A 12,184-nucleotide genomic window follows, 5' to 3' on the forward strand; every position below is an offset into this window, starting at 1 on the left:
CGACAAATGACATCGTCGGACGCGTCGCGGCTTCGGCAATGGCCTCCGCGTCACGGTCGTCGTTCTTGTGAACCTTCACATAGGGACGGACATAGAGTGGCGACATCAGCCGAGGCTCATGCCCGTTCTGAAGACAAAATCGCCCGATGTGATGCGCCCCGCCGCAGGCTTCCATTGCAACGACGCAGCGCGGAAGCGTATCAAGAAAGTCCAGCAGCCGATACCGCTGGAGCCGTTTGCGAAACACGACCGCTCCCTCTTCATTCAGCCCGGCAAGACTGCAAACGGTCTTGCCCAGGTCAATGCCCAGAACCTTGATGTCCATCAGATGCTCCTCTCTCCACCTATGCCCGCCACGGTAGCAGCGGGTTGGTGGGAAGGCAGTTCATCCCATTAGCTTAGTGGTCGTGTATACTGTGAAGCATCTGGCAATGTGGTATTGCCGGATTGCCACAAAGCCGCCCGCGTGGCTGGCGAGAGGAGCCCGAATGATCGAACTCGCGATCTGCACCGGCAGCGAAACTGGCCTTGACAGTTTAAACACGTAACTGAAACGCCCCCAATTGAGCGCCATACTACATATATGGGGATGGCGCGCCAAGGGCACAAGAGCCGCCAGGTTCGTTTTTCGTTCTTTTTAGCGCAGGTTCAGTAGCAGTTCGGTGGGTGCTGAATGATACCCGAGTGATACCCGGCGCCTCCCAAGGCCTTCACGGCTCATGGTCGCCGACGATCAACATACTGACCTGATTAGGAAAATTTGGTAGCGGAGGAGGGACTTGAACCCCCGACACGCGGATTATGATTCCGCTGCTCTAACCGACTGAGCTACTCCGCCACGATGTGTGGCGATTTACGTCAGGCCGTTGGGGGGGTCAAGGGGCATTTTGGGCCGGGTGCCGATTGCCTATCAGGCCTTGCCGGCCCCATGTGTCGGAGGCGATGTCCGGGGTTCTGCGTGTTCGGCTGTGCTGCGAATGAAGGCCTCGCAGTCCTCGGGGGCGGTGAGGGGAATCATGTGGCCGCGTCCCGGAAGAAGGGTTGTGGGCAGGCCGTGGCGGGCCATCGTCGTTCCGTGTGCCGCGGGGGCGAGCACGGTATCTCCGGCCCCGAACAGGATCGCGCCTGGCACGGACAGCTCGTCATAGCGGGCGGCCTGACCGGCGATGCTCTCTCCGGAGGCCACGAGGTCGGCGCAGGCCGCGACATAGGCCTGCGGTCGCAGCCCCAATGCCCCGCCGGCGGCGACCAGGAAATCATCGGGCCAGTCCTCGGGTGCGAAAACCTCGGTCAGCACCGCCTCGGCGGTGCGTTCGCCCACCGGGATTGCGATCGTATGGCCCAGCGCCCGGCGCAGCCAGGCCGAGCGGACCGCCAGCGGGCGGAAGACGTCAGGCACTTCTCCGACCGGGTGCGTGAGCGGCGCCAGCAGCGCCAGCCCGGCCACCCGCTCCGGATGGTCGAGCGCCGTCGCAAGCGCCACCGCGCCGCCCAGAGAATGGCCGACAAGCACCGCGCGGTCGATGCCGCGCGCCTCAAGGAAGGCGGCGATCATCTCGGCCTGCCGGGGCAGGGCGGCCAGGTCATCGCCGTCTCGGGTGGAGTAGCCGCAGCCCGGCCGGTCCAGCGCGATGACATGGAACTCGTTCGACAGGCGGTCCGTGAGGGCGTAGGTGAATTGCTGCAGCTGCCCGGCCAGCCCGTGGATCAGCACCAGCGTCTGTCTTTCCGGGTCGCCGACCTTGACAAAGTGGATCATGCCGCCGGGCACCGGCTGAACCTGCCCGATACGGGGCACAAGACGTTCGGCCCGCGCGGCCAGAACCCGCGTGCGCCAGGCACCGCCGGCAAGGACCGCGAGAATGACGAGCAGAATCGCCAGGGTGATCCAGGCGCCGAGGCTCATGTCGCAGTGTCCGCCATCATTCGATCCCCTCGTATTGCTCCAGCCCGGCGCGTTTCATCCTGCGCCGGAATGCGCCGACCGTGCCGGGCCAGATGGTCGGGTTGCGCCCGGCCGCGTCCTGATACCACGATCTGCATCCGCCGTCCTGCCAGACCGACCCTGCCAGACGGTCGGCCATTTCGGCCTCGAAACCGGCCTGAGCGTCGGCGCAGGGCGCGATCGCCGTGAGGCCTTTCCGCTCCATGTCCGCGAGCAGCCTGCCGACATGGCCGACCTGGGCCTCGATCATCAGGACAACCGAATTGTGGCCCAGGCCCGTATGCGGGCCAAGCAGCAGGAACAGGTTGGGAAAGCCCGCAATCGCGGTTCCCAGATGCGCCTGCATCCCGCCCGACCAGGCCTCGCGCAGGGTCCGGCCGCCGGCGCCGGTGACATCCAGGCGTTCGGCGGCGTCGGTCACGCGGAAGCCGGTGCCCCAGATCAGCACATCCGCGTCGACCCGGCGGCCGTCCTGGGCCACCAGCGTACGCCCCTCGATCCTGTCGACGCCGCTGGCCACAAGGGTCACGTCGTCGCGCGCCAGCGTCGGATACCAGTCGTTCGAGCTGAGAATGCGCTTGCAGCCGATCCGGTAGTCGGGCGTCAGCCGGGCGCGCATATGCGGGTCGGTGATCGCGCGCTCCAGCCCCTTTCGCCACATCTTCATTGCGAAAGTGACCGCGTGGGGCTGGCCGCGAAAGACGGCGTGGCGCATTTCGTAGATCGCGTAGATCAGCGCGCGCCTGAGCTGCCGGAGTGGCGGGACCGCGCGGTAGAGGCGGCGCACCCGCTCCGGGATCGGTCCGTCCGGGCGCGGCAGGACATAGGGCGCCGTGCGCTGGAACACGGTGACATGCGCGGCCGTCCCGGCGATCTCGGGCACGAACTGGACCGCGGACGCTCCGGTCCCGACGACCGCGACCCGCTTGCCCGCGATCCTGGCTGCGTGATCCCATTCGGCGGAGTGGAACGCCGGCCCCGGAAAGGCATCGCGGCCGGGAATGTCCGGCACCAGTGGCACATGCAGCGCCCCGATGGCCGAGACCAGGAAGCGCGTGGACCAGCGGTGCCCGTCCGATGTCTCGACCTGCCAGCGCCCGTTCTGCCACCGGGCGCGGGTCATGGCGCAGTGAAAGCGGCAGAGCTCATAGAGCCCCTCGCGCCGCGCCACGGATTGCAGATAGGCCTGGATCTCGGCGCCGCCGGCATAGGCGCGCGTCCAGTTCGGGTTGGGATGCCCGGCCATGGAATAGAGATGCGAGGGAACGTCGCAGGCAACGCCGGGATAGGTGTTCTCGCGCCAGGTGCCGCCGACATCGCCGGCCCGTTCCAGGATGGTGATCTCCTTCACCCCGCGCCGCCGCGCCTCGATCGCCATCAGAAGGCCGGAGAACCCGGCGCCGATTATCAGCATCTCGGTCTGGTGGTCGGTGGTCACGTCTGCCTCCGGGCGGGTCGGTGCCATGATAGGCCGCAATCCCGGCCTGTGAAGCGTGTTCCGAGCGGCGGGCTAGGCGCTGCTGTCCAGGCGGGCCAGATCGGGGCGGGGCAGGGTGTCGAGCAGGGCAAAGACCTCGCTCCGGCAGGTGGGGCCGGCCCAGTCGGATGGGTGAAACACCGGCGGCAGGTCCGGATGGCGCAGCACCACGCGCCGCCAGCGATGCACAAGCAGCGTGCGCAGGACCGCGATCCTGAGCGGCGTCGGACGCCAGTTCGCCGGCTGGGCGGCGCGCACCGCGCGCACCGCGTCATGCAGGTCGCGGCAGGCGGCGACAAGTTCGGGCGGGAACAGGCGCGAGCGAAGCCAGTCGGGTACCGCCCGTGCCGAAACGTCCAGCGCGAGGAGATCGGCGCAATCCCCCGGCACCGGGCCCGGCCCCAGCGCCGTGTTGCGCCCCAGCGAGATGTAGTTCTCGGCCAGCAGAACCTCGTCCAGCGTGTGGATGCCGGGGCTGTCCTCGGCGACCAGCATGTGCCAGCGCGCCGGCACGTCCGGCGTGCGGGCATAGATTCGCGGTGTGACCGCGGCCGAGAGGCGCCGCCCGTAATCGGTCAGCGAATGGACCGAGGCCCGGCCCGATCGGCTGCTGTCGATCCAGCCGTCCTTGCGCAGCCGGTGCAGGGCCACGCGCATTGCCTCGGGGCGGATGCCCATCGGCTGTACGATCCGGGTCAGCGCCCCGCCCGAGATCCTGTCGCCCGGTTTCTGCGCCAGGTCCCCGAACAGCGAGACGATGACCGACCAGACCCGCTGGTTCTGCGGATCGGTCAGCCTTTCGGTCGCCATCGCGAACCATGTTTCGGCCTTGTCCATGCGTCAAGCCTAAGGGGCCGGGCCGCCGAGGGGAATCCGGAAAATGCGGGCCCGGGCCGGGGGGTGGCCGGTCAGTAGGCGTTCATGGTCAGCAATTCGTATTCGGCGACCTTCTCGTCCTTCTGGTTGGTCAGCGTGACGTGCCAACGCACCTCGCCATAATCCTCGGTGCGGCGGGTCTTGGCCTTGACCGTCAGGCGCACCTTGATGCTGTCGCCGGCCACGACCGGCTGCATGAAGCGCAGGTTGTCCAGCCCGGTATTGGCCAGCACCGGCCCCTCGTCGGGTTCCACGAACAGGCCTGCGGCAAAGGAGATCAGCAGGTAGCCATGTGCCACGCGGCCGGGAAAGAACGGATTTCGCGCAGCCGCGTCCTCGTCCATATGGGCATAGAACGTGTCGCCGGTGAATTCGGCGAAATGCGCGATGTCGTCCAGCGTGACGGTGCGCGACGCGGTGTTCAGCGTGTCGCCGATCTCCAACTCGCCGAAGCGCCGGGTGAACGGGTGCGCGCCCTTGTCGGCCTCGGCCGCGCCCGGCACCCAGCGTCCACCAATGGCCGCCAGCATCTCGGGCGAGCCCTGGATGGCGGTGCGCTGCATGTAGTGTTTCACGCCGCGCACGCCGCCCATCTCCTCGCCGCCGCCGGCGCGGCCCGGTCCGCCATGCACCATATGCGGCAGGGGCGAGCCATGCCCGGTGGATTCCTTCATCGAGGTCCGGTCGTTGATATAGATCCGGCCATGCCAGGCCGCGGCGCCCAGGACCACCTCGCTGGCAACCGCGCTGTCATGGGTGATGACCGACGTCACCAGCGAACCGCCGCCGCGGTTGGCGATGTCGATCGCATGGTTCAGGTCGCGATATCCCATGACGGTCGAGACCGGCCCGAAGGCTTCGGTGTCATGTACGCGTCGTGCGCGGTCGGGATCGGCACAATGGAACAGCATCGGCGGCACGAAGGCCCCCTTGTCGGCATCGGCGCCGTGGACGTCGAACGCGTCGGGATCGCCGAAGACGCGCTCGGCCTCCTGTCCGAGGATCGCGGCCTTCTCCAGCACGTCGCGTTTCTGACCCTCCGAGACCAGAGCGCCCATGCGTGTCGTCTCCAGCCGTGGATCTCCGATCACCGTCTTGGCCAGGCGCGCCGACAGCGCCTCGATCACCGCCGGCACCTGTGCCTCGGGGGCGATGATGCGGCGGATCGCGGTGCATTTCTGCCCGGCCTTCGCGGTCATCTCGCGGCTGACCTCCTTGACGAACAGGTCAAACTCGGGCGTGCCCGGCTGCGCGTCGGGACCGAGGATCGAGGCGTTCAGGCTGTCCTGTTCGGCCACGAAGCGCACCGCGTTCTCGACGATTGCCGGCGTCCGGCGCAGCTTGAGCGCGGTGTCGGCCGACCCGGTGAAGCTGACCACATCCTGCGCGCCCAGCCGGTCCAGCATGTCGCCCAGCCCGCCCGAAACCAGTTGCAGCGCGCCGTCGGGCAGCAGGCCGCTCTCCACCATGATCCGCACGGCCAGTTCGGTGACGTAGCAGCTGTTTGTGGCCGGTTTCACGATCGCCGGCACGCCGGCAAGAAGGGTGGGGGCCAACTTCTCCAGCATGCCCCAGACCGGGAAGTTGAAAGCGTTGATATGCACCGCGACGCCGTGCAGCGGGGTGCAGATATGCTGTCCCAGGAAAGTGCCGTTGCGGCTGAGCTGCTCGACATCGCCATCGAGATAGACATGCCCGTCGGGCATTTCGCGGCGCCCCTTCGAGGCGAAGACGAATACCGTGCCGATGCCGCCGTCGATATCGATCAGGTGGTCGCTCTGCGTGGCGCCTGTGTCGAAACTGACCTGGTAGAGTTTGGACTTGCGCGCATCCAGCGCCTGCGCCAGCGCCTTGAGCATCCGCGCCCGGTCGTGAAAGCCCATCCGGCGCAGGGCCGGCCCGCCGACACTGCGGGCATGGTCCAGCATCGCCTGCACGTCCAGCGCGCTGTTGCCCGCGGTTGCCAGCGGCGCGCCGGTGATGGCGCTGGCGATGGTGCGTGCGCCGTCACCGGGGGCGACCCATTCACCGGCGGCGAAGCTGGAGATCTGCAGAAGGCTCATGTCGGATCCTTTCGGTTCGGTTTCGGGGGCGCCGGCCGGCCGGTGGCGCGGCGCGCGTGACGTGCCGTGGCCCTGCGGCGTCGGGTCCGCAGGGCGCCGCTCCGGCGGGTCAGTGACCCAGCGCGCCCATCTTTTCGGGCAGGTAGAGCACCACGATGGGCACCAGGACGATCAGCGCCAGGCGGAAGATGTCGGCAATCCAGAACGGGGTCACGCCGCGAAAGATCGTTCCGGTCGTGACATCGCCCACGACCCCCTTGAGGATGAACACGTTCAGTCCCACCGGTGGCGTGATCAGCGAGATTTCGGTCACCACCACGACGACGATGCCGAACCAGATCGGGTCATAGCCCAGCGACGTCACCAGCGGAAAGAAGATCGGCACGGTCAGCAGCAGCATCGACAGGGATTCGAACACGCAGCCGAGGATGATGTAGATGCCCAGGATCATCAGGATCACCACGAAGGGCGACACGTCATAGGCGGTGACCAGCGAGATCAGCGCCTCGGGCAGGCCCGCGAGGTTGATGAAGTTGGAAAACACCTGCGCCCCGATCAGCACCGCGAAAAGGGCCGACGCGGTAAAACAGGTCTCCTTGAGCACTTCGAAGGTCGAGCCCAGCGTCAGACCGCCGCGCATCAGCGCGATCACGAAGGCGCCCGCCGCACCCATGCCCGCGGCCTCGGTCGGCGAGAAGGTCAGGTTGAGCGGTTCGATGTCGAACACGCCGTAAAGCCCGCCGATCACCAGGAAGAACAGCAGCAGCACCGCCCAGACGGATCCCAGTGCCTGGAACCGCGCGCGCCAGTCCGCGCGCTCTCCGGCCGGGCCGGCATCGGGGTTGCGCCAGACGGTCCAGCGCACCGCGAAGAGGTAGAACAGGATGCCCAGCAGACCGGGCACGATGCCGGCCATGAACAGCTTGCCGATCGAGGTCTCGGTCAGCAGGCCATAGATCACCAGGATCACCGAAGGCGGGATCAGGATGCCAAGCGTGCCGCCGGCGGCGATGGAGGCGGTGCTCAACTCATCGGAATAGCCATAGCGGCGCATTTGCGGCATGGCGACCTTGGACATGGTGGCCGCGGTGGCCAGCGACGAGCCGCAGATGGCCGAGAACCCGCCGCAGGCCGCTACGGTGGCCATGGCGATGCCGCCGCGCATATGGCCCAGAAAGGCGTTGGACACGGCATAGAGCTCGCGCGCCATGCCGCCCTTGTTCACGAAAAGGCCCATCAGGATGAAAAGCGGCACGACCGACAGCCCGTAGTCCTGCGCGGTGTCGGTGATCTGGCGGCCGACCATCGACATGGCGGCCTTCAGCCCACGCTCGTCGAAGATCGACCCGCCGCGCTCGTAGGCGAAGCCCAGCGTGCCGACCAGCCCCATCGCAAAGACGATGGGCAGGCGCAGAAGAACCAGCACAAGGACAAGGGCGAACCCGATCAGCGCTGCGGTCATGGGGCGGTCTCCCTGAGGTAGTGCGGGGCGAAGAGGTGCAAAAGGCCGGTGACCACCATCGCGATGGCGGAGATGGCGATGGCGATGGCGATGAACCAGCCGACATAGAAGGTGGGGATGGCCAGGTATTCGGTTACGTCACCGTAGTCGCGTGACCGTTCGGCCAGCACCAGAACGCGCCGCACGGGCCAGAACATCAGGACACCGCTCAGCAGGTGGATGACCCCGTCCCGCACGCGGCTCAGATGCAGCCGGTGAAACAGCCCGTCGGTCAGGTCGACGGCGATATGGCCGTTGGTAACCGAGATGATCGGCAGAACCGAAAACACCAGCACGGCCATCAGGATCCGCGTCAGCTCGGTCGCGGCCTCGATCGGGTTGTTGAACACCGATCGCAGGATCACGTCGAAAAAGGTCATCACCATCAGGATGAACAGGGCGATGCAGGCCACGAGGACGGGCACGGCGCTGGCGCGTCGCGCAAGGCGGATGAGTGCTGTCATGGGGCTCCTCCTGCGGGCAGGAACGGGTCCGGCGGCATGTGGCGCCGCCGCCGGACCCGGGATGCGATCAGTTGGCGCTCAGGTCCGACTTGATCTGCTCGTATGCGGCCTGGGCTTCCACGCCGGTTTCGGCGATCTCGGCCAGCACCTTCTCGCGGACCTCTGCCGCGATGGTCGAGAACTGTTCGAGATCCGAGTCGCTTGCGGCGTTGATGGCGTTATCATCCGCGTTTTCCGTCGCCTCGCGGCCGATGGTGTCGATCTCGTCCCAGATCTTGCCGATCTCGCGGCTGAGCGGTTCACCGAACACGTTCTCTTCCAATGCGGCCTGCAGATCCTCGGGCAGGTCGGCGAAGGTGCCCTCGTTCATGATGAAGGCGAAGGAGCCGCGATAGAGGCCGCCGGGCAGTTCATAGACGTTCTTGGCGACCTCGGTCAGCTTGAACCCCTGGCGCGATTCCATCGGCATGACCACGCCGTCGGCCGCGTTCGAGGCCAGCGTTTCATAGACCTTGGGGGCCGGAACCTGGATGCCGGTGGCGCCCAGGGCGTTGCCGACATCGCCGCCGACACCGCCGGGGATCCGCACCTTGAGGCCCGAGATCTGGTCCAGCGAGGTGACCGGCGTGTTCGAATGCAGCTGCGCCGGGCCGTGCGTGTGCAGGGCGATCACCTTGACGCCGCGGTGCTCGTCGGCCTCGGAGAGGTATTTCTCGTAGGCGCGCCAATAGGCCACCGAGGCCTCTTCGGCCGAACCCTCATAGCCCGGCAGTTCGATGATCTTGGTGGTGATGAACCGACCCGGCTGGTAGCCGTGGAAGATGATCGAGGCATCAGCGGCGGCGTCCTGGATCAGGTCCATCTGCGCCTGCGGCGGGGCCAGGCCCAGCTTCAGCTCGGCGGTGACCTTTCCGTCGGTGGCCTCTTCGACCATCTCGATGAACTTGGGCCACATCTTGGCGTTGATGCCGTGCGTCGGCGGCGCCCAGCTGGAAATGGTCAGCGTGTAGTCGGCGGCAAAGGCCGCGGCGCCCGATACGGCCAATGCGGCCGAGGCGAGCAGCGTGGACAGTCTGGTAAGCTTCATGGGTTCTTGTCCTCCCTCAGTGTCTTGTCCCGGGTCCCGTTGCGATAATGGTCCGATTTGCAACTATCAACGGTCGAATTCCTCGAGCTCTCTGCCGACGGGTCCATGCCCGATGCGTTAGAAGGCCCGCGCCGCGCGAAACCCGGGAATCGCTACGGATGAATAATTTATTGACCAACCGTTCGGTTTATGCAAGGGATTTGTCGTAAGAATTGGAAAGCGGGCTGATCATGACCGACACGATTGTTGCGCGAAACCATGGGAATTGGGTGGAAATCACCCTCAACCGCCCCGAGCGGCTCAACAGCTTCACCGACGAGATGCACCGTGCGCTGCGGGCCGCGCTCGAATCGGCGCGCGACGGCGGCGCGCGGGCGGTTCTGCTGACCGGAGCGGGGCGGGGTTTCTGCGCCGGGCAGGACCTGGGCGACCGCGATCCGTCGAAAACGGACGGCCCGCCCGACCTGGGAAACACGGTGCGCACATTCTATGCGCCGCTGGTGCGGCTGATCCGGGCGCTGGACATGCCGGTGATCTGCGCCGTGAACGGTGTCGCCGCCGGGGCCGGGGCCAACCTGGCGCTGGCCTGCGACATCGTCCTGGCCGCCGAGAGCGCGAAGTTCATCCAGTCATTCTCGAAGGTCGGGCTGATCCCTGATACCGGTGGCAGCTGGCACCTGCCGCGCCTGCTGGGCGAGGCGCGGGCCAAGGGGCTGGCGCTGACCGCCGAGCCGATCTCTGCGGCGCAGGCCGCCGATTGGGGGCTGATCTGGAAGGCGCTGCCGGATGACGACCTGATGCCCGAGGCGCGCGCGCTGGCCGAACGCTTCGCCGCCGGCCCGACGCTGGGCTATGCCCAGACCAAGCGGGCGATCCAGGCGGCAGCCACCAACACGCTGAGCGACCATCTCGAACTCGAAGCCGACGCGATGAAGCTCTGCGGCGAAAGCGCCGACTATGCCGAGGGCGTGTCCGCCTTCCTCGAGAAGCGCGCGCCGGTGTTTCGGGGCAAATGACGATGACGCCGAAGGATCGGGCCGAAAAGGCCGCCGCCGCCATGTGGGCCGGGGATGCCGCCTCGAAATGGGCGGGGATGGAGATCACGCGGATCGACGCGGGCACCGCGACGCTGGAGATGACGGTCGAGGCGCATCACTGCAACGGCCACGGCATCTGTCACGGCGGCGTGACCTTCATGCTGGCCGACAGCGCCTTCGCCTTCGCCTGCAACAGCCGCAACCAGTCCACCGTTGCCCAGCACAACGTGATCAGCTTCGTCAGTCCGGGCCGTCTGGGCGACCGCATGACCGCCACCGCGCGCGAGGTCTCGCTGACCGGGCGCAGCGGCATCTACGACGTGACCGTGACCGATCAGGACGGCCGGACGATCGCGGAATTCCGGGGCATGTCCCGCGCGATCAAGGGCCAACTGTTCGACGAATGAGGTGAGGAGACCGCCGTGAAAGACCTGACCCCCAACAAGGCCGACCTGGACCCGATCGAGATCGCCTCGGTCGACGAGATCCGCGCCCTGCAACTCGACCGGCTGAAATGGTCGGTGCGCCACGCCTATGACAACGTGCCGATGTACAAGGCCCGGTTCGACGAGGCGGGCGTGAGCCCTGACGATCTGCAGACGCTCGCCGATCTGGCGAAGTTCCCGTTCACCTACAAGAACGATCTGCGCGACAACTATCCCTTCGGCCTCTTTGCCGTGCCGCGCAGCCAGATCATCCGGCTGCACGCCTCGTCCGGCACCACCGGCAAGCCGACGGTGGTGGGCTATACGCAGAACGATATCGACAACTGGGCCGATCTGGTCGCCCGCAGCCTGCGCGCCAGCGGCCTGCGCCGCGGCGACATGGTGCACAACGCCTATGGCTATGGCCTGTTCACCGGCGGCCTCGGCGCGCATTACGGGATCGAGCGGCTGGGCTGCACCGTGGTGCCGATGTCCGGCGGGCAGACCGAGAAACAGGTGGGCCTGATCACCGACTTCAAGCCCGACGGGATCATGGTCACCCCGTCCTACATGCTCAATATCCTCGAGGGGTTCCACAAGGCCGGTCTCGATCCACGGCAGAGTTCGCTCAACGTGGGCATCTTCGGCGCCGAACCCTGGACCGACGCCATGCGGCGCGAAGTCGAAGAGGCGTTCGACATGCACGCGGTCGACATCTACGGCCTCAGCGAGATCATGGGGCCGGGCGTGGCCAACGAATGCGTCGAGACCAAGGACGGCCCGGTGATCTGGGAGGACCATTTCCTGCCCGAAATCATCGACCCCGCCACCGGCGAGGTGCTGCCCGATGGCGAGTTGGGCGAGCTGGTGTTCACCACGCTGACCAAGGAAGGCCTGCCGATGATCCGCTATCGCACCCGCGACCTGACGCGGCTGTTGCCGGGCACGGCGCGCACGATGCGGCGGATGGAAAAGATCACCGGCCGCTCCGACGACATGATCATCCTGCGCGGCGTCAACGTCTTCCCGACCCAGGTCGAGGAACAGGTGATGGCCACCGGCGGCATCGCCCCGCATTTCCAGATCGAGCTCTATACCTCGGGCCGCATGGACGCGATGCGGGTCTATGTCGAGGCCGACCCCGACGCTGCCGACGAGCTGAGCAAGACCGCGGCCGCGCGGATGCTGACCAAGCGGATCAAGGACATGGTCGGCGTCTCGACCGAGATCGTCGTCGGCGACCCCGGCGAGGTCGAGCGCAGCCAGGGCAAGGCCAAGCGCGTGGTCGACAACCGCGAGCGGGGTTGAA

The 12,184-nt window shown here is 66.8% G+C and carries 11 protein-coding genes and 1 tRNA gene; 3 read left to right on the top strand and 9 right to left on the bottom strand.

Annotated features, from left to right (window positions below):
* The 9 genes from BMX57_RS02500 to BMX57_RS02540 form a co-directional block, all read right to left on the bottom strand.
* A partial coding sequence (locus tag BMX57_RS02500) for an IS110 family transposase (protein WP_143057869.1) occupies window positions 1-325 on the bottom strand: 325 nt, incomplete at its 3' end.
* A gap of 436 nt (window positions 326-761) precedes the next feature.
* Window positions 762-838, bottom strand: a tRNA-Met gene (locus BMX57_RS02505).
* Between the two features lie 72 nt (window positions 839-910).
* Window positions 911-1,906 carry an alpha/beta fold hydrolase gene (locus tag BMX57_RS02510; RefSeq protein WP_092362242.1) on the bottom strand — a complete coding sequence of 332 codons (996 nt, stop codon included), beginning with the start codon at window positions 1,904-1,906 and terminating at the stop codon, window positions 911-913.
* Between the two features lie 16 nt (window positions 1,907-1,922).
* Window positions 1,923-3,410 carry a flavin-containing monooxygenase gene (locus tag BMX57_RS02515; RefSeq protein ID WP_092362244.1) on the bottom strand — a complete coding sequence of 496 codons (1,488 nt, stop codon included), beginning with the start codon at window positions 3,408-3,410 and terminating at the stop codon, window positions 1,923-1,925.
* 45 nt (window positions 3,411-3,455) lie between these two features.
* Window positions 3,456-4,259: a PaaX family transcriptional regulator C-terminal domain-containing protein gene (locus BMX57_RS02520; protein WP_092362246.1), complete on the bottom strand. Its 804-nt coding sequence runs from the start codon at window positions 4,257-4,259 to the stop codon at window positions 3,456-3,458.
* A gap of 71 nt (window positions 4,260-4,330) precedes the next feature.
* Entirely contained in the window at window positions 4,331-6,361 is a 2,031-nt protein-coding gene (gene paaZ / locus BMX57_RS02525) for a phenylacetic acid degradation bifunctional protein PaaZ (RefSeq protein WP_092362248.1), read from the bottom strand.
* 109 nt (window positions 6,362-6,470) lie between these two features.
* A complete protein-coding gene (locus BMX57_RS02530) occupies window positions 6,471-7,823 on the bottom strand; it encodes a TRAP transporter large permease (protein WP_092362250.1) in 1,353 nt (450 codons plus the stop codon).
* On the bottom strand, window positions 7,820-8,326 hold the full coding sequence (locus tag BMX57_RS02535) for a TRAP transporter small permease (RefSeq protein ID WP_092362252.1): 507 nt from the start codon (window positions 8,324-8,326) through the stop codon (window positions 7,820-7,822). Before BMX57_RS02535 ends, BMX57_RS02530 begins: the two co-directional genes overlap by 4 nt.
* 67 nt (window positions 8,327-8,393) lie before the next feature.
* A complete protein-coding gene (locus BMX57_RS02540; RefSeq protein WP_092362254.1) occupies window positions 8,394-9,413 on the bottom strand; it encodes a TRAP transporter substrate-binding protein in 1,020 nt (339 codons plus the stop codon).
* A gap of 230 nt (window positions 9,414-9,643) precedes the next feature.
* Between BMX57_RS02540 and paaG the strand changes: the two genes are divergently transcribed.
* Genes paaG through paaK form a run of 3 tightly spaced genes read left to right on the top strand, consistent with a single transcriptional unit; the run spans window position 9,644 to window position 12,183 of the window.
* Window positions 9,644-10,429 (top strand): 2-(1,2-epoxy-1,2-dihydrophenyl)acetyl-CoA isomerase PaaG, encoded by a 786-nt coding sequence (paaG, locus tag BMX57_RS02545; RefSeq protein WP_092363040.1) that lies wholly within the window; start codon window positions 9,644-9,646, stop codon window positions 10,427-10,429.
* A gap of 2 nt (window positions 10,430-10,431) precedes the next feature.
* The gene (gene paaI, locus BMX57_RS02550; RefSeq protein ID WP_092362256.1) at window positions 10,432-10,857 is read left to right on the top strand and encodes a hydroxyphenylacetyl-CoA thioesterase PaaI; all 426 of its coding nucleotides are present in this window, start codon (window positions 10,432-10,434) and stop codon (window positions 10,855-10,857) included.
* A 15-nt stretch (window positions 10,858-10,872) separates the two neighbouring features.
* Window positions 10,873-12,183 carry a phenylacetate--CoA ligase PaaK gene (paaK, locus tag BMX57_RS02555; RefSeq protein WP_092362258.1) on the top strand — a complete coding sequence of 437 codons (1,311 nt, stop codon included), beginning with the start codon at window positions 10,873-10,875 and terminating at the stop codon, window positions 12,181-12,183.
* The last annotated feature ends 1 nt before the right edge of the window (window position 12,184 follow it).

This window comes from Cribrihabitans marinus, assembly GCF_900109035.1.
In the GTDB taxonomy this organism is placed as follows: Bacteria; Pseudomonadota; Alphaproteobacteria; order Rhodobacterales; family Rhodobacteraceae; genus Cribrihabitans; species Cribrihabitans marinus.

Bases quoted from the DNA above. Each gene is read 5' to 3' on its own strand.
- BMX57_RS02510 (WP_092362242.1), bottom strand. From the start codon at position 1,906: ATGAGCCTCGGCGCCTGGATCACCCTGGCGATTCTGCTCGTCATTCTC.
- BMX57_RS02515 (WP_092362244.1), bottom strand. From the start codon at position 3,410: ATGGCACCGACCCGCCCGGAGGCAGACGTGACCACCGACCACCAGACC.
- BMX57_RS02520 (WP_092362246.1), bottom strand. From the start codon at position 4,259: ATGGACAAGGCCGAAACATGGTTCGCGATGGCGACCGAAAGGCTGACC.
- paaZ (WP_092362248.1), bottom strand. From the start codon at position 6,361: ATGAGCCTTCTGCAGATCTCCAGCTTCGCCGCCGGTGAATGGGTCGCC.
- BMX57_RS02530 (WP_092362250.1), bottom strand. From the start codon at position 7,823: ATGACCGCAGCGCTGATCGGGTTCGCCCTTGTCCTTGTGCTGGTTCTT.
- BMX57_RS02535 (WP_092362252.1), bottom strand. From the start codon at position 8,326: ATGACAGCACTCATCCGCCTTGCGCGACGCGCCAGCGCCGTGCCCGTC.
- BMX57_RS02540 (WP_092362254.1), bottom strand. From the start codon at position 9,413: ATGAAGCTTACCAGACTGTCCACGCTGCTCGCCTCGGCCGCATTGGCC.
- paaG (WP_092363040.1), top strand. From the start codon at position 9,644: ATGACCGACACGATTGTTGCGCGAAACCATGGGAATTGGGTGGAAATC.
- paaI (WP_092362256.1), top strand. From the start codon at position 10,432: ATGACGCCGAAGGATCGGGCCGAAAAGGCCGCCGCCGCCATGTGGGCC.